Source organism: Paracidovorax valerianellae, from assembly GCF_900102625.1.
Taxonomy (GTDB): domain Bacteria; phylum Pseudomonadota; class Gammaproteobacteria; order Burkholderiales; family Burkholderiaceae_C; genus Paracidovorax; species Paracidovorax valerianellae.
This window is the reverse complement of the sequence record NZ_FMZC01000003.1, coordinates 201,647-224,989: the sequence shown is the minus strand read 5'-3', so window position 1 is coordinate 224,989 and position 23,343 is coordinate 201,647. Positions and strand designations below refer to the sequence as shown.

At 69.2% G+C, this 23,343-nt stretch carries 20 protein-coding genes; 12 read left to right on the top strand and 8 right to left on the bottom strand.

The features are described from left to right. The first annotated feature begins 96 nt into the window (after positions 1–96). From apbC to fdhD, 3 genes are all read left to right on the top strand, one after another. Entirely contained in the window at positions 97–1,188 is a 1,092-nt protein-coding gene (gene apbC, locus BLT03_RS06330; RefSeq protein ID WP_092741450.1) for an iron-sulfur cluster carrier protein ApbC, read from the top strand. A gap of 201 nt (positions 1,189–1,389) precedes the next feature. Next, entirely contained in the window at positions 1,390–3,741 is a 2,352-nt protein-coding gene (locus tag BLT03_RS06325; RefSeq protein ID WP_092741448.1) for an FdhF/YdeP family oxidoreductase, read from the top strand. A gap of 13 nt (positions 3,742–3,754) precedes the next feature. After that, on the top strand, positions 3,755–4,945 hold the full coding sequence (gene fdhD / locus BLT03_RS06320; RefSeq protein WP_245711264.1) for a formate dehydrogenase accessory sulfurtransferase FdhD: 1,191 nt from the start codon (positions 3,755–3,757) through the stop codon (positions 4,943–4,945). 12 nt (positions 4,946–4,957) lie between these two features. On the opposite strand, the gene yjjJ is transcribed toward fdhD, so the two are convergent. Together yjjJ and BLT03_RS06310 are read right to left on the bottom strand one after the other, a co-directional pair. Then, positions 4,958–6,316 carry a type II toxin-antitoxin system HipA family toxin YjjJ gene (yjjJ, locus tag BLT03_RS06315; protein ID WP_092741444.1) on the bottom strand — a complete coding sequence of 453 codons (1,359 nt, stop codon included), beginning with the start codon at positions 6,314–6,316 and terminating at the stop codon, positions 4,958–4,960. Positions 6,317–6,387: 71 nt separating this feature from the next. Next, entirely contained in the window at positions 6,388–6,906 is a 519-nt protein-coding gene (locus BLT03_RS06310) for a hypothetical protein (RefSeq protein WP_139160336.1), read from the bottom strand. A 140-nt stretch (positions 6,907–7,046) separates the two neighbouring features. On the opposite strand from BLT03_RS06310, the gene BLT03_RS06305 reads away from it, so the two are divergent. Continuing rightward, on the top strand, positions 7,047–9,569 hold the full coding sequence (locus tag BLT03_RS06305; protein WP_092741440.1) for an ABC transporter permease: 2,523 nt from the start codon (positions 7,047–7,049) through the stop codon (positions 9,567–9,569). 86 nt (positions 9,570–9,655) lie between these two features. Here BLT03_RS06305 and BLT03_RS06300 read toward each other — a convergent pair whose 3' ends face one another. Beyond that, positions 9,656–10,552 carry a LysR family transcriptional regulator gene (locus BLT03_RS06300; RefSeq protein WP_092741438.1) on the bottom strand — a complete coding sequence of 299 codons (897 nt, stop codon included), beginning with the start codon at positions 10,550–10,552 and terminating at the stop codon, positions 9,656–9,658. 330 nt (positions 10,553–10,882) lie between these two features. Here BLT03_RS06300 and BLT03_RS06295 point away from each other — a divergent pair, with 330 nt between their 5' ends. The 4 genes from BLT03_RS06295 (at position 10,883) to BLT03_RS06280 (ending at position 15,625) form a co-directional block, all read left to right on the top strand. Next, positions 10,883–12,328 carry an MFS transporter gene (locus BLT03_RS06295; RefSeq protein ID WP_245711277.1) on the top strand — a complete coding sequence of 482 codons (1,446 nt, stop codon included), beginning with the start codon at positions 10,883–10,885 and terminating at the stop codon, positions 12,326–12,328. Between the two features lie 38 nt (positions 12,329–12,366). Beyond that, positions 12,367–12,783, top strand: coding sequence for a group II truncated hemoglobin (locus BLT03_RS06290; RefSeq protein WP_092741436.1), 417 nt, complete (start codon positions 12,367–12,369; stop codon positions 12,781–12,783). A 151-nt stretch (positions 12,784–12,934) separates the two neighbouring features. Then, the gene (locus BLT03_RS06285) at positions 12,935–13,408 is read left to right on the top strand and encodes a RidA family protein (protein WP_092741434.1); all 474 of its coding nucleotides are present in this window, start codon (positions 12,935–12,937) and stop codon (positions 13,406–13,408) included. A gap of 150 nt (positions 13,409–13,558) precedes the next feature. Beyond that, a complete protein-coding gene (locus tag BLT03_RS06280) occupies positions 13,559–15,625 on the top strand; it encodes a bifunctional 2',3'-cyclic-nucleotide 2'-phosphodiesterase/3'-nucleotidase (protein WP_092741432.1) in 2,067 nt (688 codons plus the stop codon). 139 nt (positions 15,626–15,764) lie between these two features. Here BLT03_RS06280 and BLT03_RS06275 read toward each other — a convergent pair whose 3' ends face one another. After that, positions 15,765–16,412 (bottom strand): PepSY domain-containing protein, encoded by a 648-nt coding sequence (locus BLT03_RS06275; RefSeq protein ID WP_092741430.1) that lies wholly within the window; start codon positions 16,410–16,412, stop codon positions 15,765–15,767. Positions 16,413–16,548: 136 nt separating this feature from the next. Here BLT03_RS06275 and BLT03_RS06270 point away from each other — a divergent pair, with 136 nt between their 5' ends. The 3 genes from BLT03_RS06270 to BLT03_RS06260 are packed head-to-tail and all read left to right on the top strand — an operon-like array spanning position 16,549 to position 19,560. Then, positions 16,549–17,286 (top strand): PepSY domain-containing protein, encoded by a 738-nt coding sequence (locus BLT03_RS06270; protein ID WP_092741428.1) that lies wholly within the window; start codon positions 16,549–16,551, stop codon positions 17,284–17,286. Further along, positions 17,286–17,960 (top strand): response regulator transcription factor, encoded by a 675-nt coding sequence (locus BLT03_RS06265; RefSeq protein WP_092741426.1) that lies wholly within the window; start codon positions 17,286–17,288, stop codon positions 17,958–17,960. Before BLT03_RS06270 ends, BLT03_RS06265 begins: the two co-directional genes overlap by 1 nt. 19 nt (positions 17,961–17,979) lie before the next feature. Continuing rightward, positions 17,980–19,560, top strand: coding sequence for a sensor histidine kinase (locus BLT03_RS06260; RefSeq protein WP_245711262.1), 1,581 nt, complete (start codon positions 17,980–17,982; stop codon positions 19,558–19,560). 12 nt (positions 19,561–19,572) lie between these two features. Here the strand turns inward: BLT03_RS06260 and BLT03_RS06255 are convergent, their stop codons facing one another. The 4 genes from BLT03_RS06255 to BLT03_RS06240 all read right to left on the bottom strand — a co-directional run bounded on the left by BLT03_RS06255 (position 19,573) and on the right by BLT03_RS06240 (position 22,897). Beyond that, on the bottom strand, positions 19,573–20,226 hold the full coding sequence (locus tag BLT03_RS06255) for a Smr/MutS family protein (RefSeq protein ID WP_092741422.1): 654 nt from the start codon (positions 20,224–20,226) through the stop codon (positions 19,573–19,575). Between the two features lie 94 nt (positions 20,227–20,320). Continuing rightward, a complete protein-coding gene (locus tag BLT03_RS06250; protein WP_092741420.1) occupies positions 20,321–20,737 on the bottom strand; it encodes a cupin domain-containing protein in 417 nt (138 codons plus the stop codon). A 49-nt stretch (positions 20,738–20,786) separates the two neighbouring features. Next, on the bottom strand, positions 20,787–21,647 hold the full coding sequence (locus tag BLT03_RS06245; RefSeq protein WP_217640145.1) for an AraC family transcriptional regulator: 861 nt from the start codon (positions 21,645–21,647) through the stop codon (positions 20,787–20,789). Next, a complete protein-coding gene (locus BLT03_RS06240) occupies positions 21,644–22,897 on the bottom strand; it encodes an esterase-like activity of phytase family protein (RefSeq protein ID WP_092741418.1) in 1,254 nt (417 codons plus the stop codon). Before BLT03_RS06240 ends, BLT03_RS06245 begins: the two co-directional genes overlap by 4 nt. A gap of 39 nt (positions 22,898–22,936) precedes the next feature. On the opposite strand from BLT03_RS06240, the gene BLT03_RS06235 reads away from it, so the two are divergent. After that, positions 22,937–23,335: a YkvA family protein gene (locus tag BLT03_RS06235; RefSeq protein ID WP_092741416.1), complete on the top strand. Its 399-nt coding sequence runs from the start codon at positions 22,937–22,939 to the stop codon at positions 23,333–23,335. Positions 23,336–23,343 lie beyond the last annotated feature (8 nt).

Here is a 23,343-nt window from a genome sequence, read left to right as displayed (position 1 = left end):
CGTACGGTCGAGCGTCGCGGGACGGCGCATTGTCCCCGCCCCTGCGGGGTTGCCGGATCAGGGAATAGACTACCGGCCCCCTTAGGAGTTATTGGCATGGCAGTCACAGAACAGGCGCTTTTGGCGGCGCTCGCAAGCGTAAGCGATCCGCACACGGGCAAGGATTTCGTCAGCGCGCGCGCGGTGCGCAATGTGCGCATCACGGGCGGCGATGTGGCGTTCGACGTGGAACTGGGCTACCCCGCCAAGAGCCTGGTGCCCGAGCTGGAGCGCCAGTGCATCGCGGCGGCCAAGGCCGTGCCCGGGGTGGAGCAGGTCACCGTGCGCATCACCAGCCAGGTGGTGGCCCATGCGGTGCAGCGCGGCGTGCAACTGCTGCCCCAGGTCAAGAACATCATCGCCGTGGCGTCGGGCAAGGGCGGCGTGGGCAAGAGCACCACGGCCGCCAACCTGGCCCTGGCCCTCGCCGCCGAAGGTGCCAGCGTGGGCGTGCTGGACGCCGACATCTACGGACCCAGCCAGCCCATGATGCTGGGCATCGCCGGCAAACCCGAAAGCGCCGACGGCAAGACCATGGAGCCCCTGCGCAACCATGGCGTGCAGGTGATGTCGATCGGCTTTCTGGTCGATGCCGACCAGGCCATGATCTGGCGCGGCCCCATGGCCACGCAGGCGCTGGAGCAACTGCTGCGCCAGACGAACTGGCAGGACCTCGATTACCTCATCGTGGACATGCCGCCCGGCACCGGCGACATCCAGCTGACCCTGAGCCAGCGCGTGCCGATGACGGGCGCGGTGATCGTCACCACGCCGCAGGACATCGCCCTGCTCGATGCCAAGAAGGGCATCAAGATGTTCGAGAAGGTGGGCGTGCCCATCCTGGGCATCGTCGAGAACATGGCGGTGCACGTGTGCAGCCAGTGCGGCCACGCCGAGCACATCTTCGGCGAAGGCGGCGGCCAGCGCATGGCGGCCGAATACGGCATGGATTACCTGGGCGCGCTGCCGCTGGACATGCAGATCCGCCTGCAGGCCGATAACGGCGCCCCCACCGTGGTCGCCGACCCCGATGGAGAGGTGGCCCGCCTCTACAAGAAGATGGCGCGCGACATCGCGGTGAAGGTGGCGCAGCAGGCCAAGGACTTCTCGTCCAAATTCCCCACCATCTCCATCAGCAGGACCACCTGAGCGTCGGGCAGGGAGCCGCTGGCAGGCCCCCACAGGGCCCAAGCGGGGGCCTTGGGTTGGGTAGAGACAGGGCACAGCGAAGAAGGCGCATGCCGCGGCGCGGGACGACACGTAGCCCGTGCAAAACGCCTTAGCATGGCCGCCGGGGAACGCCGAAGGCGTGGCGGCGTCCAACCCGGCCGCACCCGTTCAGGAGACACGATGTCCGACCAGAAAATCGAGTTCTACAAAGGCCCGGCCGGCGGCTGGGGCGCGCTGCGCTCCGTGGGCAAGGCCCTTCAGTACCAGGACATTCCCCTCAAAGGGGCCAAGACCCTGCTGTCGGCCAACCAGCCCGACGGGTTCGACTGCCCCGGCTGCGCCTGGCCCGACCGCAACCATGCCTCCACCTTCGAGTTCTGCGAGAACGGCGCCAAGGCCGTCGCCGCCGAGGCCACGGGCCGGCGTGCGGGGCCGGAGCTCTTTGCGCAGCACTCGGTGGCTGACCTGGCCGAGCAGAGCGACTTCTGGCTCGAAGACCAGGGCCGGCTCACCCACCCCATGGTGTACGACGCGGCCAGCGACCACTACGTACCCATCGCCTGGGACGACGCCTTCGCGCTCATCGCGCGGCACCTGAACGCGCTGCCCGACCCGAACCAGGCCATCTTCTACACCTCGGGCCGCGCCAGCAACGAAGCCGCGTTCCTGTACCAGTTGATCGTGCGCGAATACGGCACCAACAATTTCCCGGACTGCTCCAACATGTGCCACGAGCCCAGCGGCAGTGCCATGAATCCGCAGATCGGCGTGGGCAAGGGCACGGTCACGCTGCAGGACTTCGAAGAGGCCGACGCCATCTTCATCTTCGGGCAGAACCCCGGCACCAACCACCCCCGCATGCTGGGCGAGCTGCGCGCGGCCCACAAGCGCGGCGCGCAGATCGTCAGCTTCAATCCGCTGCGCGAGCGCGGCCTGGAGCGCTTTCAAGACCCGCAGAACAAGATGGAAATGGCCACGCTCGGCTCCACGCCCATCAGCACGCATTACTTCCAGCTGCGCGTGGGCGGCGACCTCGCGCTCGTCAAAGGAATGATGAAGCACCTGATCGAGGCGGAGGACCGCGACGGTGGTGTGCTCGACCACGCCTTCATCGCCGAGCACACCACCGGCATCGAAGCCCTGCTGGCCGACCTGCGCGCAGAGTCGTGGCCGCTGCTGGAAGAAGAATCGGGCCTTTCCGAGGCGCAGATCCGCGCCGCGGCCGAGGTGTACCGAAACGCCCGGCGGGTGATCGCCTGCTGGGGCATGGGCATCACCCAGCACCGGCATTCGGTGGCCACCATCCAGATGATCGTCAACTGGCTGCTGCTGCGCGGCAACATCGGCCGGCCCGGCGCGGGCCCGTGCCCCGTGCGCGGCCACAGCAACGTGCAGGGCGACCGCACCATGGGCATCTGGGAAAAGCCCTCCACCGCGCTGCTGGACAAGCTGCAGGAAGTGTTCGGCTTCGAGCCCCCACGCGCGCATGGCGTCGACACCGTGGAGGCGATCCAGGCCATGCTGGACGGCAAGGGCCGCGTCTTCTTCGCGCTGGGCGGCAACTTCGCCGCCGCCACGCCCGACACGTACGAGACCTGGAAGGCGCTGCGCCGCTGCGACCTGACGGTGCACGTCACCACCAAGCTCAACCGCAGCCACGTCGTGCACGGGCGCGAGGCGCTCATCCTTCCCTGCCTGGGCCGCACCGAGATCGACGTGCAGGCCGGAGGCCCGCAGGGCGTGACGGTGGAAGACTCGATGAGCATGGTGCACCTGTCGATGGGCATCAACCCGCCGGCCTCGGACCAGTTGCTGTCCGAGCCCGCCATCGTCGCGCGGCTGGCCGCCGCCACCATCGGGGAGCGCAGCCGCACGCGGTGGCTGTGGCTCATCGAAGACTATGCGCGCATCCGCGACCGGATCGAAGCCGTGTTCGCCGACTTCAAGGACTTCAACCAGCGCGTGGCCGTGCCCGGCGGCTTTCGCCTGCGCAACACGGCCAGCGAAAGGGTGTGGACCACCGACGATGGCAAAGCCCACTTCGTCGCCCACTCCGTGCCGGTGGACACGCCCTCGCACCAGGCCCGTGCCAAACGGGGCGACACCGTCGTGTTCACGCTGCTCACCACCCGTTCGCACGACCAGTACAACACCACCATCTACGGCCATGACGACCGCTACCGCGGCGTGTTCGGCCAGCGCCGGGTGGTGTTCATCCACCCCGAAGACATCCGCGCGCTGGGCATGAAGGAGGGCGATTGGGTGGACATCCACACCGTGTGGAGCGACGGCCAGGAGCGCCGTGCCGACCGATTCAAGCTCGTCGGCTACGACATTCCCCGCGGCGACCTGGCCGCCTACTACCCCGAAACCAATCCGCTCGTGCCGCTGTCATCGGTCGCGCTGAACGCGGGCACGCCCACCTCCAAGTCGATCCCGGTGGTGCTGGTGCCGCATGCGGCCGGCGCCGGAGCGCCGGGCGCTGCCGATTCGGCAGCCGAGCCTGAAACCGCTCCCGTGGCGGCCATTTGACGCAGCGCACGCGATGACGATGGCGAGGGCGATAACGACGGCGACGGCGATGGACGGCGGCGGGCTTGCACCCGCTTTGCTCAGCGCCCTGGCAGCGCTGGACGACCCGAGCGGTGTTTCTCTTCCGCGCCTGGCCAAGCACCTCGGCCTGCCTGGCAGCACCGTGTTGCGCGGCCTGCACCTTCTGAGCGGCGCGGCGCTGGGTGGGCAACCGGGCCCCGGCTGGGTGCGTGTGGCGCAGGACGAGAAGGACGGCACCCGTTGGCTGGCATGGCTGACCGATGCCGGGCGACGCTACCTGCAAAGCGCCCCCGGCGTGCCGCCAGTGGATGCCACCGGCGGCCTGGATGATGAAGGCGACCCGCTGCCCGTACCGCTGGCCACTCGACGTGTACAGCGCCATCCTCCCGCGCCCGGATCAACCGCCGCATGGGAAGACGATGCAGTGGCTGCCGAAGTGCCGGTCGCGCTGGTCTTCAACGGCCTCTCGCACGCCGTGATGATGGCCACACCCGCCGACCTGCACGCCTTCGCCCTGGGTTTCGCCTTGAGCGAAGGGCTCATCGACCACCCGGCCGATTGCCACGGCATCGAAGTGCGCACGCTGGACGCATCCACCAGCAGCCCGGTCGGCGCCGCAGCGGCCGCCTGCGAAGTGCAGATGGACATCGCCGCCCGCTGCTTCGCGCGCCTGAAGGACAAGCGCCGTTCGCTCGCGGGCCGCACCGGCTGCGGCGTGTGCGGCATCGACAGCCTGCAGGCGCTGGACCTGGTGCCCGAACGCGTCACGCCGCGCGCCTGGGCCACCGAACTGCCGGCCGAAGCCGTCCTGCGCGCGGTGGCCGCGATGCCCGCGCTGCAATCGCTCAATGCCGCCGCCGGCGCCGTGCACGCCGCCGGCTGGGCCACGCCCGAAGGCGAACTCACCGACCTCCTCGAAGACGTCGGCCGCCACAACGCCCTCGACAAGCTCATCGGTCAGCTCGCGGCGCAAGGCCGGCTGGGGGAGGACGGCTTCGTCGTCATGTCCAGCCGCGCCAGCTATGAACTGGTGCGCAAGTGCGCCCGGCTCGACATTCCCCTGCTGGCCGCCGTATCGGCCCCGACCTCGCTGGCCATCGACCTGGCGCAGCAGGCCGGCATCACGCTGTGGGGGCTGTGCCGGCCGCCGCGAGCGGTGCGGTACGGAGGCGCGCAAGGGTAGGGCGAAAAAGGGTCACGGGGCCAGCCGACCGATCCGATCAGCCGCCAGGGCGACATGTGACTGCAGAGCGGCAAGGCAAGGTCCGAATCCACCGCTGAGGCCTTCGGCCTTCTCCAGACGCTGCACGAAATCCTGGGCCAGGGGCAGGGCGCGGAACCAGGCCCGGGCAGGCACTTGCTGGCCCACGCTCAGCTCCAGCGTGCGCTGCGGAAGATCCCCGCCGGCCGTCGGTGCGAAGGCCATGGGCGTCATGTCGTAAGCGGGTGCGAGTGAGTAGGGGCGGCCCTGCTCCGACATGAACGAAAGATTTCCGCTGTGCATGTCGGTATTGCCGATCAGGATGCCGAAAGCCCAGAGCAGGCAGGCCCCCTCCAAGGCTTCGGGCACGATGATCCGCTCGCGCGCCAATGCCTGCGCGATGTCGGGCCATCGGCCACCGTGGCCCACGAATTCCGCGTCCAGCGCCGCCAGAGAGTGCAGCGCGCGGCGACCCAGGGCCCCCACCCGATCGAAACGCTGCACTTCGAGGAACCGCTGCGTGCCATGGTCGATGACATGGGTGTGCGATGCAGGGATTCCCGCATCTCCCAGCACCTGCAGCGCGATGTGCTCCGCCAGCAGTAGATCGCGCCAGCGCTCGCTCACCAAGGTCGGCAGCGAGGCGGAGAACTTGACGATGGTGTGCACGGGCGGCCCGGATTCCGGTTGCACATAGGCGGTGAATTTCGGCTGCTCACCCGCTGCGGACGATCCCTGCAGTTCGCCGCGCGTTGCGGCTGCCGCCAGTTCCACGTAGGCCTGGGGTCTCTGAGCCGTCGGGATGGGCACCGGGGCTGGCGCATTCACGAAGTGCTCGCGCGCCGCCACACCCAAAAGAAGGTTGCCCGGCAGGTCGTCTCCTTGAAGCAGCAGGGCGCGCAGCACATGGGTGTCTCCCCAATCGCTCAACCGTTCAGGGAGCCCGAGACGTGCCCCGTGGCGCTGGTTGTAGGCACGCCCCAGATAACCCTGGGGGCGCATGTCGAAGATCCACCAGGGCAATCCATCGCTGTGGACGCGCTTGCCATCGGCTTGCACCATCACGAAGCCCTCGGGGGCCACCGGAATCAATGTGCCCAGCGTTTGCAGCTGCCCCTCGGCAGAGACGCGGTACACAAGGGCCTGCAGCTGCGCCCGGGCCGCATCCCGGAGTGCATATTGAATAGATCTTGCAGCGCCGATCTGCACCACTTCATCACCCAGCAACTTGAGGGCACGCGATACCGTGGGCTGGCTGGCAACCAATGATTCCATAAGGAAATTGGCTGTTTTCGGGCCCTGAAGAAGCCTCTTCTGAATTTGTGCGGAGTGGCGCTCGGCTGCGGATTGCATATCTCTCAGCGTATCCGGTTTGAATGATTTTATGAATAGATAAATGAAAAATCGCGCCTATACGACTTGGTTTATCGCCCTTGACGCGCTGCCCCGAGTTTCACGCGATCCGTGTCGGTTCCCACAGTGACCGCAAGGCAATCGTCCGACCACTCCGGATCGAGATAAGCACCCTCCGGGAAATCGGATTGACCGAACACTTTGCCGTTTCTGTCCGTCAATTCGACATACCCCGCGCCACCGCTGTACTTGTAGACGCTGAGTCGAGAGATTCCATTGCCGCAAACATCGGTGTGCACCAGCCTTGCACTGTCGAAGATTCTGGTGAACAAGAAAAGTATTGCCGCCACGATAGCCGCGAAGACACCGAAGAAAACACCGAGTCGAGAAGCGTGCTGGCGCCAGCGCCGAGGCTGCGGACCGAGAGGTCCGTCGATAGAAGTGAGGTCTTTCATCTCAGTGAACTTTGAAAAACCAAGTGATGGGGCGCCCAACTTTTCCCAATGGACGTTAGAGAAAATCAGGAAATCGCCTGCACGTCGATCACCAACGGCACGGCTGAAGCCCAAGGCAGTTTCGTTCCAACCCATAAAACTCCCTTTGGATTTTTTGATGATTCCCCGAAATTTGCGGATTAGTCACGTTTAGGTGGCGCGGATCATAAGGCGTGTTCACACCCTGAGCCCCTTCCCACCCGAAGCCCAACCCATTTGCGATAACGTCGCCCCCCATGAACCTGTCCTTCTTCCGAATCGGCTGGCGCACGCTGTGGCGTGATCTGCGGGCTGGCGAGCTGCGTCTTTTGATCGTGGCGGTCACGCTGGCCGTGGCGGCTCTCACTTCGGTGGGGTTTTTCGCCGACCGGCTGCAGGGCGGGCTGCAGCGCGATGCGTTGCAACTGCTGGGCGGCGACGTGGTGGTGGCGAGCGACAACCCCACGCCGGCGGCGTTCGTCGAGCGGGCCAAGGCTTCGGGCCTGTCCGCGGTGACCACGCTCGGTTTTCCCACCATGGGCCGTGCGAGTGACGCACAGGGCGGCGCGAGCCGGCTGGTGGCGCTCAAAAGCGTGGAGCCGGGTTATCCGTTGCGTGGCAGCCTGCAGGTGGCCGATGCGCCGGGCGCGCCCGCGCGGGCCACGCGCGACATTCCGGCGCAGGGCGAGGTGTGGGTGGATGCCCCGGTGCTCGCCTCGCTCGGCCTGCAGATGGGGGACTCGCTGCTGCTGGGCGATGCCCAGTTGCGCATCGCCCGCATCATCGCCATCGAGCCGGACCGGGGCGCGGGCTTCATGAGCTTTGCGCCGCGCGTGATGGTCAATGCGCTCGATCTGCCGGCCACCGGCCTGGTGCAGCCCGCGAGCCGGCTCACCTACCGGTTTGCCGTGGCGGGCGAGGCGGGGGCGGTCAAGCAGTTCGGCGATTGGGCCGCCGAGGCGGTGAAGGCGCCCGAGGTGCACGGCGTGCGCGTGGAGTCGCTGGACAGTGGCCGCCCCGAGATGCGCCAGACGCTGGACCGGGCGCAGAAATTTCTCAACCTGGTGGCGCTGCTCGCAGCGCTGCTGTCGGCCGTGGCCGTGGCGCTGGCCGCACGCGGCTTCGCCAACGAGCACCTCGATGCGGCGGCGCTGCTGCGCGTGCTGGGCCAGAGCCAGCGCACGATTGCGGGCGGCTATGTGGTCGAGTTCGCGATGATCGGCCTGTTCGCCAGCGCGCTGGGCGTGCTGCTGGGGTATGCCGTGCACCATGTGTTCGTGCTGCTGCTGGCCGGGCTGGTGGAGACGGCGTTGCCGGCGCCCAGCCTGTGGCCGGTGGCGTTCGGCCTGGGCATGGGCCTCACGCTGATGTTCGCCTTCGGCCTGCCGCCGGTGCTGCAGCTGTCGCAGGTGCCGCCGCTGCGGGTGATCCGCCGCGACCTGGGCGGCCTGAAGCCGGCTTCGCTCGCGGTGCTGGGCGTGGGCGTGGCGGGCTTTGCCGCGCTGCTGCTGGCGGTCAGCAGCGACCTCAAGCTGGGTCTGATCGCCGTGGGCGGTTTCGCAGGCGCGGTGGCGCTGTTCGCCGGGCTGGCCTGGGGCGCGGTGAAGCTGCTGCGCCGCAGCGTGAACGAGGCAACGGCCCCACGCTGGCTGGTGCTGGCCACGCGGCAGATTTCGGCGCGGCCGGTGTATGCGGTGGTGCAGGTCAGCAGCCTGGCCGTGGGGCTGCTCGCGCTGGTGCTGCTGGTGCTGCTGCGCACCGACCTCATCAGCAGCTGGCAGCGCTCCACGCCGGCCGATGCGCCCAACCGCTTCGTGATCAACGTCATGCCCGATCAGTCGGAGGCTTTTCAGAAAGCGCTGCGCGACGGCGGCGTGTCGCAATACGACTGGTACCCCATGATCCGCGGCCGGCTGGTGGCGATCAACGGGCGCGAAGTGGGCCCGGCCGATTACACCGAAGACCGCGCCAAGCGCCTGGTGGACCGCGAGTTCAACCTGTCGAACGCCGAGCAGGCGCCCACCCACAACCCTGTGGTGGCCGGCCGCTGGACGCCGGGCGAAAAGGACTCGGTGAGCGTGGAGGACGGCATCGCCGAAACGCTGGGCCTGAAGCTGGGCGACACGCTGCGCTTTGACATCGGCGGCGTGGTGAGCGAGGCGCGCATTACCAGCCTGCGCAAGGTGGACTGGGGCTCGCTGCGTGCCAACTTCTTCGTGATGTACACGGTGGGCCAGTTGCCGCCCGAGCTGCCGGTGACGTACCTGGCCGCCTACCGCGCACCGGCCACGCCGGGCTTCGACAACGCGCTGGTGCGGGCGTTTCCCAACATCACCAACGTGGACATGAGCGCCACGCTGGCGCAGGTGCAGGGCGTGCTCGCGCAGGTGATCCGCGCGGTGGAGTTTCTCTTCGGCTTCACGCTGGCGGCCGGGCTGGTGGTGCTGTTCGCCGCCGTGACGGCCACGCGCGAGGAACGTGCGCGCGAGTTCGCCATCATGCGGGCCGTGGGCGCACGCGCCAGCCTGCTGCGCCAGGTGCAGCGGGCTGAGCTGGCAGGGGTCGGGCTGCTGGCCGGGTTCCTGGCGAGCGTTGTCGCCGTGGCCGTGGGCTGGGCGCTGGCGCGCTACGTGTTCGACTTCGCCTGGACGGCCACGCCGTGGGTGCCGCTGATCGGTGCGGTGGCCGGCGCGGTGCTGGCGCTGGCCGCGGGCTGGTGGGGCCTGCGCGATGTGCTGCGCCGTCCGGTGGTGGAGACGTTGCGCCGCGCGGCGGAGTAAGGACAGCCGTCAGCACGGTCGGAGAGATTGCTCATTTTTTGATAGCTGGGTGCCCTAGGGGAATATGCGCTGGAGGGCTTTTTGGCTCAAACGCTGTCGGCGGTGCCTTCCTGGAACAGCCGCTCGCCGATGAAGTCCACGAACGCCCGCACCTTGGGCGATAGCTGCCGGCTCGACGGCCACAGCGCCGAGAATTGCCCGGTGTGCACCAGGTGCGTGGCCAGCACCTGCTGCAGTTCGCCCCGCTCGATGGCGTCGTGCGCCAGGAAGTCGGGCATGTAGGCGATGCCCATGCCGGCGATGGCCGCGCCCCGCATGGCCTCCATGTTGTTGCACACGAGTTCGGTGGGCAGGGCGGCCGGCAGGCCGGGCAGCACCCAGTCGTGCAGCTTGCCGCCGCTGGGGAATCGAAAGATCAGGCAGGCGTGCTGCGCCAGATCGGCCGGCACCCGGGGCGTGCCGCGCCGCGCGAGGTACTGCGGCGACGCGACCAGCACGAACCGGAACGGCCCCAGGCGCCGCGCCACCAGGCCGGAGTCGGGCAGGTCGCCGCTGCGGATGACCACGTCCAGGCCTTCTTCCACCACCTCGGTGATGCGGTCGTTGAAGTCCAGTTCCAGCTCCACATCGGGGTACAGGGCCTTGAACTCCGGCAGCACGGGCAGCAGAAACCGGTAGCCGATCACCGGCAGGCTCACCCGCAGGCGCCCGCGCGGCGCCTGCACGGCTGCCTGCATCATCGCGCGGGCGTCCTGCAGCTCGTCCAGGATGCGGCGGCAACGCTCGTGAAACAGCGCGCCTTCCTGCGTGAGGCGCACCTGCCGCGTCGTGCGCTGGAACAGCCGCAGGCCCAGCTGCTGCTCCAGCCGGGCGATGTTCTTGCCCACGGCCGACGCCGAAATGCCGAGCGCGCGCCCGGCCTGCGCAAAGCTCGATAGATCGGCGGCGCGCACAAACGATTCGAGTCCGCTGAAGCTGTCCATGGGGTGAGGCCTGGAGAAAAGGAGTGGGGATGCCGAGTGGCTAAAGGCCGCCGATTGGCAACTTGAAGTTGCCAGTCTGCCGACCGCTGCGCCTATTTTCATCGCATTGCATCGCTTTTATCGTTCATGCCTGCTGGCGGCAATCGGTTGCCGGCGCTGCCCCTCTGCCTGAAAGCGGTTGTTCTCACGATGTCTTCCACCTGTCCTCCCCTGGACCCGGCGCGCTCCGGGTCCGCTGCGGTTGCCTGCGCGCCCGTCTCTTATGCATCCGTCTCCAGCACGCCCCATGTGGCGCTGCAACTCCTGGCCGTGTGCCTGGCTGCGCTGGCCATGCCCTTGAGCTTCACCGGCCCGGCCGTGGCCCTGCCCGCGCTGCGCGATGCGCTGGGCGGCAGCCCCGTGCAGATGGCGTGGGTCACCAACGCCTTCATGCTGAGCTTCGGCGCCACGTTGATGGCCTGCGGCGCGCTGGCCGATGCCTGGGGCCGCAAGCGCGTCTTCCTGTGCGGAGTGGGCGTGGTCGCGGTCAGTGCGGTGGGGCTGGCGAGCGCCGGCAGCATCGTGGCGTTCAACCTGTGGCGTGCGGTGCAGGGTGTAGGCGCTGCGGCGGCCCTGGCCGGGGGCACTTCGGCGCTGGCGCAGGCCATCCAGGGCCCGGCGCGCCTGCGTGCCTTCAGCTGGGTGGGCACGGCCTTCGGCGTGGGGCTGGCGTTCGGGCCGTTGCTGGCCGGCTGGCTGCTGGGGCACGGCGGCTGGCGCGCGGTGGTGCTGTGCGTGGCCGGTGTGGCAATGGTCGCGGGCGTTGCAGGCGCGCGCTTTCTGCGCGATTCGCGCGACCCTGCCGCGGCCGGGCTGGACCTGCCGGGCGCGGCCAGCTTCACGGCGGCGCTGGCACTGTTGACGCTGGGCGTGCTGCAGGCGCCCGAGAGCGGCTGGGCCAGCCTGCCCGTGCTGGCGGCGCTGGCGGGCTCGGTGGCGATGGCGGGCGTCTTCGTGCGCACCGAGCGCCGTGTGCGCCACCCCATGCTGGACCTGTCGCTGTTCCGCTACCCGCGTTTCGTGGGCGTGCAACTGCTGGCGGCGGCGCCTGCCTATGCCTTCGTGGTGCTGCTCGTGCTGCTGCCGGTGCGCTTCATCGGTGTGGAGGGGTTGAGCGCGCTGGCCACCGGCCAGTTGATGCTGGCGCTGTCGGGCGCCATGCTGTTCGTGCCGCTGGCGGCCGGCTGGCTGGCGCGGTGGTGGTCGCCGGCCGCGTTGTCCGCTGGCGGGCTGGCCGTGTGCGCGGTGGGGCTGTGGTGGCTGAGCGATTGCCCGCCGGGTTCGCCCGCAGCGGTGCTGGTGGGGCCCCTCGCGCTGATCGGCGTGGGCATCGGCCTGCCGTGGGGCCTGATGGACGGCCTGGCCGTGAGCGTGGTGCCGCCCGAGCGCGCCGGCATGGCGACGGGCATCTTCAACACCGTGCGCGTGGCGGGTGAGGGGCTGGCGCTGGCCCTGGTGGGGGCCGGGCTCGTGGCGCTGGTGGCGCTGCAATGGCCGCAGGTGCCGGGTGCCGATGCGCTGCGTGCGGGCCAGTACCTCGTCGCTGGCGATCTGCCCCATGCCCTGCGCCTTTTGCCGGGGCTGTCGCAGGCCGACGTGCTGCAGGCCTACGGCCGCGCCTTCAGCACCCTGCTCCGCGTGCTGGCGGGGGTGACGGTGTTCACGGCGGTGGCGGTGTTCGCCTGCCTGCGCCTGGGCGCGGCGCGGGGGGCGGCCGTTTCTACAATCGAGGGCTAGCTTTTTGCGCACCGAGTGTTCGGGCGCAGCCCCATCCCATGACCACCCAAGAACCCCAACCCACGCCCGGCGCCCCCGCCACCCCCTTCGAGCGGATCGGCGGCGAAGACCGGGTGCTCGCCCTGGTCGAGCGCTTTTATGACCTGATGGACCTGGATCCCGCCTATGCCGAACTGCGCGCAGCGCACGGCAGCACGCTGGGCGAAGCGCGGCAGAAGCTGTTCTGGTTCCTGTGCGGCTGGCTCGGCGGGCCGGACCACTACCAGAGCCGATTCGGCCACCCGCGCCTGCGCGCGCGGCACATGCCGTTTTCGATCGGCATCCAGGAGCGCGACCAGTGGGTCGAGTGCATGGACCAGGCCATGGGCGAAACCGGCGTGCCCGCCGACCTGCGCACCCGCCTGCGCGAGAGCTTCATGGGCACCGCTGACTGGATGCGCAACCGCGGCGGCTGACCGGCCCGCGCATCGGTCAATTCGTTTGCTATTAATTCGATAGCTAACCACCGGCGGATTGATTGCGCTGGAGGCCTTTTTTGCTTGAAAGCCATCGGCGGCACCTGCGCTCCCTTTTGACAGATTCACCCCCTCCCCGAAGGAAATTGCGATGTCTTGCGATGCACGGTTCGATGAAACAGCCCAGGCCCTGGGCCACCGGTTCGATGGCGAGATCAAGATCGGCGGCAACTACGTTCCGCTGGTGCGCGATGGCCGGCACCTCTACCTGAGCGGGCAGATCCCCCGCGTGGGCGACACCGTGGTGGTGACCGGCGCGGTGGGCGCGCAGGTGCCGCTGGAGCGCGCGCAGCACGCCGCCAAGGTGTGCGTGATGCGTGCGCTGGCCCTGCTGCAGCGCAGCCTGGGCACGCTGGACGCGGTGCGCGCCGTGCCGCGCATCACCGTGTACGTGCAGTCCGCGCCCGACTTCACGCAGCAAAGCGAGGTGGCCGATGCGGCCTCGCAAGTGCTCTTTCACGTGCTGGGCCAGACGGCCGGGGCGCACACGCGCACTTCCGTCGGCGTGCTGCAATTGCCCAAGAACGCTTCGGTGGAAGTGGACCTGATCGCCATCGCAGACTGACGCGAGGCCCGTGCGGCGCCGCCGCGCGAGCGGGGGATGGCGGGGTATGGCGGGGCATGGAGGGCATGGAGGGCATGGCAAGGCAGCGTCACGCCAGTGTCAAACAGGTTGGTGACACTCACGCCTTTACCCCACCACCCAGGCCATTGCATGCTGGACATCCTCCGACACCAAGACCTCTCGCCGGCCACCCGCCGGACCACGCTCACTGCCCTCACCGCGATCGCGGCCGCCGCCCTGCTGGCTGCCTGCGGAGGCAGCGACGGCGACAGCAACACCAACGCCGGCGCCACCGCCACGCTGGCCGTGCTGGAGACGACCGACCTGCACTTCAACGTGCGCAGCTACGACTACTTCAAGCTCGCCGAAGACAAGAGCTACGGCTTCGAGCGCACGGCCACGCTGGTGCGCCAGGCGCGCAAGGAGTTCGCCAACACGCTGCTGGTCGATAACGGCGACACCATCCAGGGCACGGCGCTGGCCGACTACGAGGCGGTGGTGAAGGCCATTCCCTGCACGCAGCAGCTGTCGATGTACAAGGCCATGGGCGCCCTCGGCTTCGATGCCGGCACGCTGGGCAACCACGAATTCAACTACGGCCTGCCGTTCCTCAATCAGGTGCTGGGCGGCGGCATGGAAGTCGATGGCGTCGATGCCGCACAGAAGTGCGCCGGCGCCGGCTACCCCGCCGTGCTGGCCAACGTGTACAGCAACAAGACCAAGAAGCCGCTGGTGCAGCCCTACACGATCCTGGAGCGCACGCTGGTCTCCAAGGGCGCGGACGGCAAAGAGGTCAAGCTGCCCATCAAGGTGGGCGTGATCGGCTTCACCACGCCCGGCATCATGAACTGGGACAAGCGCTACCTCGACGGCAAGGTGTACACCGAAGGCGCCGTCGAATCCGCGCAGAAATACGTGCCGGAAATGCGCGCCAAGGGCGCCGACATCGTCGTGGCGCTGCTGCACGGCGGGCTCGATTCGGGCACCTACTCGGCCACCATGGAGAACCCGGGCCTGTACCTGTCCAAGGTGGCGGGCATCGACGCCATGGTCATGGGCCACCAGCACAGCGTGTTCCCCGACACCGCCGCAGCGCCTGCCTACACCCAGGCCGGCGTGGACAACAAGGCCGGCACCATCAACGGCGTGCCCGCCGTGATGGCCAGCTCGTGGGGCAAGTCGCTGGGCGTGATCCAGCTGGCCCTCAAATGGGACGGCAAGGCCTGGGCGGTGGATAAGACCGCCACCAAGAGCGAGCTGCGCAACATCCAGGGCAAGAACGCCTCGGGCGCCACGGTGTACGTGGACGCCGACCCGAGCGTGGCGCCGCTGATCGAAACGCAGCACCAGGCCGCCATCAACTACGTGAAGACGCCCATCGGCAGCACCGACTTCCGCATGAGCACGCTCTTCGCCGACGTGGGCGACCCGGGCGCGATCCAGATCGTGAACCAGGCCCAGCGCGACTACGTGGCGGCCTATGTGGCCGCCAACCTGCCGCAGTACGCGCAGCTGCCCGTGCTGTCGGTGAGCGCGCCGTTCAAGTCGGGCTTCCAGGGCGGGGCCGACTACACCGACGTGGCCACCGGCCCGCTGGCGATCTACAGCGCCGCTGACCTGTACCTGTACCCCAACACCGTGTACGCGGTGAAGGTGAACGGCGCCGACATCCAGGGCTGGCTCGAAGCCGCTGCCAAGCGCTTCAACCAGATCGATCCGGCCAAGACCGCCGAGCAGCAGCTCGTCAGCACCTTCCCCGGCTACAACTTCGACATGTTCACCACGGCCGACGTGCAGTACGAGATCGACGTGACCCAGCCGGTGGGCCGCCGCATCAAGAACCTGTCGTACAAGGGCCAGCCCATCAACCCGGCGCAGGAGTTCGTGATCGCCACGAACAACTACCGCGCCACCAGCGGCAAGAGCTTCATCGACAAGCTGGATGGCTCGGGCACCATCTGGGCCTCGCCGGACGCCAACCGCGATGTGGTGATCGACTACATCCGCAAGAACGCCAACGTGACCCGCGCAGCCAACGGCGCGGCCAAGAGCTGGCGCTTCACCAAGGTGGCCACGGCCGGCCCGGTGGTGTTCAGCTCCGGCGCCAACGCGCTGCCGGTGGCGCAGGCCGCGGGCCTGACGAGCATCACGCTGATGGCGGCGGACGACGGCTCGGGCAAGGGCACGTCCAAGTACCGGCTGGACCTCTCCAAATAACCCGCGTTCGGTAACGCGGCGTCCCCGGCGCAGCGGCAGGCCCCGCAGGCTGCTGCGCAAAAGACTTCAGGCCCTGGATGCGATGCATGCCAGGGCCTGATGCTTTGCGAAGGGCTCAGGCTGCAGCCCGCCTGCAACGTCAGTCGTCCAGCCGTTCGCTCAGCACCTTGCCGGTGGTGGGCTCCACGCGCAGTTCCATGTTCAGGTTGGCCATGTTGGTGGCCTCGGCTTCCCAGTAACCGTCTTCGTACTCAAGGCCGTGCACGCGGGTGTAGCCGGCCTGCTGCAGGGCCTGCATCACCTGGTCGGCGCTCAGCACCGGCTGGTTGTTGACGGTGCCGCCGCTGCGGCCCACCTGGCTCAGCACTTCCAGCGTGACGGGGTGCAGCACGAACTCCACCTTGTCGCCCTGGGTGGCGGACTGGCGTGCCTTGGCTTCCCAGAAGCCGTCGTCCAGTTCCACGTCGTACACGAAGTTGAAGCCCTTGGCGCGCAGCGCCTGCGCTACCTGGTCCACGCTGGGCAGCGCGCCGCCGATGTCGCTCTTGCGCACGGTGGTGAGGCTGCCGTCCGCGTCATTGACCAGCACGTCCACGCGCAGGCCGTCGAGGGCGACCGCGTCGGCGCTCCAGTAGCCGTACTGCTTTTGCAGGTCTTGCGGCGCCACGTACTGGTGCTGCGTGATCACGTTGGCGGCTTCCTGGGCGGTGAGCGCCCATGCCATGGAAGGGATGGCGGATACGGCGGCAGCAGCGGCGATGGCCAGGGTCACGGCGGTCTTTTTCATGGTGCTTTTCCTTTCGGGGTTGCGGTGGTGGTTGCGGTGATTTGCAAGAACTGGGGGCAGTGTGCGCAACCGTTCCTAAACCTTCCATGAAGCGCCCGTTCACGGGCCGTTTAACCGCGCCGGCAATAATCCCGCGATGAAAAACCGGACCCTGGGCCTCTCACCGCTGCGGGCCGCCGCCTGCCTGGCGGTGGCGCTGGCGTGCGTGCAGGCACCAGCGGCCGAGCAGGACGCCGCGCGGCGCGGCGTGCTCAACGGCCAGCTCAAACCCCTGAACAGCATCATTGCGGACATCAGCCGCCAGTACGCGGGCCGCGTCATCGATGTCGAAAGCAAGCGCGGGCGAAAGGGCGAGCTGCGCTACGAGATCACCGTCATCGATGCGCGGGGCAACAAGCGCGAAGTGCTGGTGGACGCGGCGACCGGCTCCGTGGTGGCGCAAGAGCGCGACGGCCCCACGCAGCCCGTCACGCTGGCGCAGATGGCGAAGTACATCCGGCAGCTGGAGCAGCGCTACGGCTCGCGCGTGGTGAATGCCGAGTTCGAGCGCGACGCGCAAGGCAAGGCCGTGTACGAGGTCAAGCTGTCGGACCGGCCCGCTGGCGAGTTGAAGTTGTTGGTGGATGTGAACACCGGCGAGGTGCTTCACCCGCCGCAGGCCGCTGCCGCGCCGGCGGCGACCAAGTCCATGGACGCGGTGCTCGAATCGCTGCAGCCGCGCTTTTCGGGGCTGGTGCTGGAAGTGGAACTGGAAACCGACCACCGGCGCCGCGCCTACTACAGCGTGGAGCTGCAGCAGCCCAACGGCTTCAAGCTGGAACTGGAAGTGGATGCCGTCACCCTCGAAGTGATCCGGCGAAAGGCGGACGACTGATGCGCATCCTGGTCGTGGAAGACGATGCAGCGCTGGCCGCGCAACTGCGCACGGCGCTGGAAGCCGCAGGGTTCGCCGTGGACGTCGAGCATGACGGCGAGGCCGCCTCCTTCGCCGGCAGTGCCGAGGCCTACAGCGCCGCCGTGCTGGACCTGGGGCTGCCGCTGAAAGACGGCCTGAGCGTGCTGCGGGACTGGCGCGAGGCGGGCCGCGGCTGGCCCGTGCTGGTGCTCACCGCCCGCAACCGCTGGAGCGACAAGGTCGCGGGCTTCAATGCAGGCGCCGACGACTACCTGACCAAGCCGTTCCTGATGGACGAGGTGGTGCTGCGCCTTCGCGCCATGCTGCGCCGCACCGCCGGCTCGGCCGCCGCCGTGCTGCGGGCCGGGCCGCTGGAATACGACGTGGTGCAGGGCCGCTTCTCGCTGCAGGGGCAGGGCCTGCAGCTCACCGCGCAGGAGCACAAGATCCTCGCGTACTTCATGCACCACCCGGGCAAGCTGCTCACGCGCACCGACATCAGCGAGCACGTGTACGCGCGCGATCTCGACCCCGACTCGAACACGCTGGATGTGCTGATCGGCCGCATCCGACGAAAGCTCGGCGGGGCGCCGCAACTGGTGACCGAGCGCGGCCAGGGCTTTCGGCTGGTTTTTCCCGAGGTGGCGGAGTGATGCGCCGCACCGGCCCGCAATGACGCCCGGCGAACCCGGCCCGAGCGGCGGCGCTTCATCGGCCAACGCTCCATCGCCCACACCGGCCCCGGCCGCGCCACCGGCCCGGGGCTTTTCCGCCTGGGCGCTGGCGCTCGCCCAGTGGCCCATGGCAACGCGCATCGCGGTGCTGGCGCTGGTCCCCATGCTGCTGCTGGTGGCTGCGGGAGGGCTGTGGCTGCGCGGGCAGATGGAGCAGAGCCTGCTGGGCGGCTTCGAGCAGGTGCTGCGCGAAAAGGCCCAGCGCGTGGGCGCGCGGCTGCAGCAAGGCCCGGTGGGCGAGCTGCGCGAAGCCTCCGGCGGGGCGGACGAATTCAGCGCCATCTACGCCGGCTGGTACTGGCGTGCGGCCGCGGGCGGCGAAGTGCTGCGCTCGCGGTCGCTGTGGGACATGGACCGCCTGCCCATCGAGCCGGAGCCCGTGCGCGGCTCCGAAGTGCTGCACCTGGCCACCGGGCCGCTGCAGGAGCCCCTGCTGGCGCTGACCGTGCCGATCACCCTGGGCCAGCCGCCCGCGCCGGTGAATCTCACCGTGTACGGGCCCGCCGCGCAGTTGCAGGGCAGCCTGCGGCAGATCGACCGCACCCTGGTGCTGGCCGGACTGATGCTGATGCTGCTGGCCGGCGGCCTGGCGTGGCTGCAGGTGCGCGTGGGCCTTGCGCCGCTGCGGCGGCTGGAGGCACTGCTGGCCGCCCTGCGGGCCCCGCAGGGCCAGGGCCCCAACGTGGCGGAGCACCTGGCCGAACATTTAGCCGCACCCACCGGGCGCGACCTGCAGCCCTTGCAGAACGAACTGGCCAGCCTGCTCGCACACAACGCGCATGTGGTGGCCCGCGCCCGCGCCCACGCCGTGGACCTGAACCACGCCCTCAAGAAACCCCTGGCCCTGCTGAGCGCGCAGGCCAGCGCCCAGCCCCACGTGCCCAGCGCTGAAGTGCAGCAGCAGGTCGATGCGATGGCCCAGCTGGTCGATCGCTACCAGGGCCGCACCTTGAGCGACGCGCTGCACGCCCATCCCGGCGCCACGGGCCAGGCGGTGGACGTGCGGGAATGCGCGTCGCAGGTCCTGCACATGATGCGGCGCCTGCATGCCGCACAAACGCTGGACTGGACCCTGCAGGACCACGCCCCGGGCCCGCTGCGGTGGCGCGGCGAGCGCGCCGACCTGGAAGAGGTGCTGGGCAATCTGCTGGACAACGCCGGCAAATGGGCCGCATCGCACGTGCGGCTGACCCTGGCGGTGGGCATGGCGGTGGAGGAGGGCGCCGAGCACGCGAGCCTGCGCCTGGACATCGAAGACGACGGCCCCGGCATGACGGCCGAGCAACTGCAGGCCGCCGGGCAGCGCGGCCTGCGGTTCGATGAATCGGTGCAGGGCAGCGGCCTGGGGCTGGCCATCGCGAGCCAGATCGTTCAGGCCTACCGGGGCGGCCTGCACCTGGGCAAGAGCGACGGCCTCAAGGGCCTGGCGGTGCGGGTGGAGATGCGGGGACTGGTGCCGGGAACGACGTCGGGAACGACGTCGGGAATGGCGCCGGGGCAGCGCCACCGGAGTGCCTGAACCAAAAGCGGCTCAGTGCGCCCGCCGCTGCACCGGCTGCAGCAGCACCACCAGCGCACCCGCGCCGCCTTCGGCGGGCCGGGCCTGCACGAAGGCCAGCACCTCTTTCTTTTGCACCAGCCAGCTTTGCACGCGTCCTTTGAGCACCGGTGTCTTGCCGGGCGACCCTAGCCCCTTGCCATGCACCACGCGCACGCAGCGCAGGCCGGTGCGGTGCGCCAGTCGGATGAACTCGCCCAGCGCCTCGCGCGCCTCGTCGGTGCGCAGGCCGTGCAGGTCGAGCTGGCGCTGAATGCTCCAGTGGCCCGCGCGCAGCCGGCGCGTCACCTCGGGGCCGATGCCGCTGCGCCGGTAGCTCATCTGGTCGTCCACATCCAGCAGCGTCGTCACGTCGAACTCGTCGCTGATGGATTCCATCAGCACGCGCTCTTCGTCCAGCTCGCGCTGCACGGGCAGCGGCTCGGGCGGCTGGGGCAGGTGCCAGCGACGGTCGTGCTGGCCGCGCAGGCTCTGCACAGGGCCGACGGCGTTCTCGAACAGCATCAGCTCGGCCCGCGCACGGCGCGCGGCCTCCTGCCGCTCGCGCAGCAGCCGCGCCTCGCGCTCGGCCGCCTCTGCCAGGGCCTGGCGCATCGGCTGGAGATCCTGGAAGGACTTCACTTTCATGCGCCGGTTGTACCCCAAGTGCCCAAGCACCCGCCGCGCACCCGGCAGAGCCCCGGGGGCGCCGCGGGCCATGCTGCGCCTGGCGCCGGCGCTGCTACAGCCACCGATCGTTCGGTGCCGTGCGCTCGCCCCCGCTGTCGCCCGTGTTCACCACGCCGCGCGGCTCCACCAGCATCAGCCAGACCTCGCCCAACGCGCAAGGCCGGTGCTCGGTGTCGCGGGGCACCACGAACATTTCGCCGGCATTCAGTTCCACGTCGCCGTCGCGCAGCTCGATGCGCAGCCGCCCCTGCACCACGATGAACGCCTCGTCGGTGTCCGCATGGCGGTGCCAGATGAACTCGCCCTCGATGCGGGCCAGCTTGAACTGGTAGTCATTCATCTCGGCGACCACACGGGGCTGCCACAGCGCATCGATCTGCGAGAACTTGTGCGCGAAGTTGATGGGCGCATGGCCAATGCGGGCCGATGGCGTGGGGGCAAGGGTGGTGGGGGTAGCGGTGGATGGCATGCAGGGGCTTTCTTTTCTGAACCGTGGGAAAGCGCCCAGGTTAGGCCGATCAAGCCGCCGCGTCTTGCACGATCGTGCACGCTGCCGCAGGGCCGGTCTGCATGCGCACCCAGCGCGCCGGCGGCACCCCGAAGGCCTGGGTGAACCGCCGCGTCATGTGGCTCTGGTCGAAAAAGCCCGCTGCATCGGCCGCCTGCGCCGCGCCCAGGCCCTGGCGCATGAGCGTGCGCGCCAGATCCAGTCGCCGCAGCGTCAGGTAGCGGTAGGGGCTGGTGCCGTACAGCGCCCGAAAGTCGCGCGACAGGCGCCAGCGGTCCTGGCCGCTGGCGCGCTCCAGATCGGCCAGCGTCACTGGCTGAGCGGCGTGCAGGTGATCGTGCAGGAACTGGCGCGCGCGCTCGGCGGCGGGCAGGTCGCACACCCGCCGGCCGCCTGGCAGGCCGGCTGCCGCGCACAGGCCCTGTGCCAGGTCGAACAGCGCATCCTGCTCCTGCAGCGGATCGAGCGGGCCGTCCATGCGCTGCAGCAGCGCCTGGATGGGCGCCGCCAGCCGCGGGTCGTCGCTGATGCCGCCGGCTATGAACGGCAGCGGCCGCCCGCCCAGCATGGGCTGCAGCAGCGTGGGCGGCAGGTACACCATGCGGTAGCGAAAGCCTTCGCCCGTGCCGGCGTGGCCGTCGTGCAGCTCGTCCGGGTGCAGCACGATGCTCTGCCCCGGCAGGCTGTGGCGCCCCGCGCGCTGGTAGCGAAAGCTCTGCACGCCTGCCAGCGTGCGGCCGATGGCATACGTATCGTGCCGGTGCGGCGCATACCCGTGGCCCTGGAAATACGCTTCGATGCAGGGCATGTGCTCGCCGTCGCCGGCCTGCACGACCCAGTCCCGGCGCGTGGGCAGTCTGTCGGTGGTCATGGCGCGGCTCGCTCGGGCGGTGCCGACGGAGCCGACGGCACCGCGGCAGTGTCACGGTATTCCGCCGCGATGAACTGCGTGGCCTGCGCGGGATTGAAGTTGTCGTCGCTCACGAACACGATCACCCGCCCGCCCCCGGCCAGCGGCGGGCCCCAGGCCATGCCCTCCAGGTTGTCCAGCGCGCCCGCGCCCAAATGGTCCAGATCGGCCACCAGGGTTTTGGGCACGGTGGTGTGGGTGCGTGCGCCTTCGGTCTGGAGCGCGTCCAGCGCCAGCGTGTCGCTGCCTGCGCGCGTGTCGATGCGGTATAGCCGCGCGGAAAAGCCGGCGCCCGCGCTGTAGCCACGCTCCAGCACCAGCAGATGGTGCGGCCCGTCGGCGAGCACCTCGCTCACGCCGTTGAGTTGCGGGCCCCATGGGATGCGCCGCGCGCGCGGCACCGCGCCCGGCACATAGGCGATCTGCCGCAGGGGCCGGCCGCTGGCCACATCCATCGCCGTGATGCGCACCGGCCCGCCCGGCGCTGTCGGCGTGGGACGCGGGCCATCCTGAATCCATGCGGTTTCCATGGCCAGCCAGGCCGTGCCGCCATCCGGCGACAGCGCCAGCCCCTCCAGCGTGGCATTGGCGCGCGGGCCGCGCCGCAAGCCGGGCACCTGCCCGAACGCAGCCGGCAGGGGCAGTTCGCGCACCCAGGCGCCATCGGCCTGGCTTTCGCGCCACTGCGGGCCGAAGCCGCGCGCGAAGTCGCCTTCGCTGGTCCAGAGAAAGGTCTGCCCGCCCGGCAGCCAGCGCACCGCTTCGGCGTCGGGCACATCCACGCCGGGCTTCGCTTGCCGTGGCGAAGGGTAGGGCGCGCCGCTGGCCTGGCGCAGCGGCGCGGTGCCGGTGATCGTGGGTGTCTCCAGGTGCGTGGCGGTGTAGCGCAGGGTGGCGGTGTACACGCGGGCCGGCTGCAGGGCCGATCGGTCGTCGCTGATGAGCAGCCAGCGGCCCTGCGCCGGGTCGTAGTCGATGCCCGAGATACCGCCGAACGTCGTGCCCAGCACCTCGGTGCCGGCGGCGATGGCGGCGGTGCCGATCAGGCGAAGGGCGGGTGGCGTGGCGAGGCCGGTGGACGAAAGCTGCGGGCCTGGCGGCGCGACCCCCGAGCACGCCGTCAGCACCACAACCGATGCGGCAAGACTGGCCCCGCACCACCGCCAGGGGCGGTGGCTTTTGCAGGGCGATGGCGGGCAGGCGTCTGGCATGGCGCGCAGTGTAGGCGCCGCCCGTGGCATGCTCGGGCCATGGGAGTCAGCCACCGTTTGAAGACCTGGGCCAGGCGCATCAAGCGCGATGGCGTCACGCTCTGGTTCGCGGGCAAGCACCCGCGCACTCCTTGGTATGCCAAGGCCCTCGGGCTCTTCGTCGTGGCGTATGCGCTCAGCCCCATCGACCTCATTCCAGACTTCATTCCAGTGCTTGGCTATGTCGATGATGTGCTGCTGTTGCCCGGCCTCATCTGGTTGACCATCAAGCTTTTGCCGGCAGAGGTGTTGGCGGAGTGCCGCAGCCAGGCAGACGGGTGGATGGCGTCCCAGAATGCAAAACCGACCAGCAAGGCGGGTGCCGCGCTGGTGGTGCTGCTATGGCTGCTGGCTTGCGCAGCAGCGTGGCACGTGTGGAGGTCGTGGCCGCGCAACTGACGGGTCGC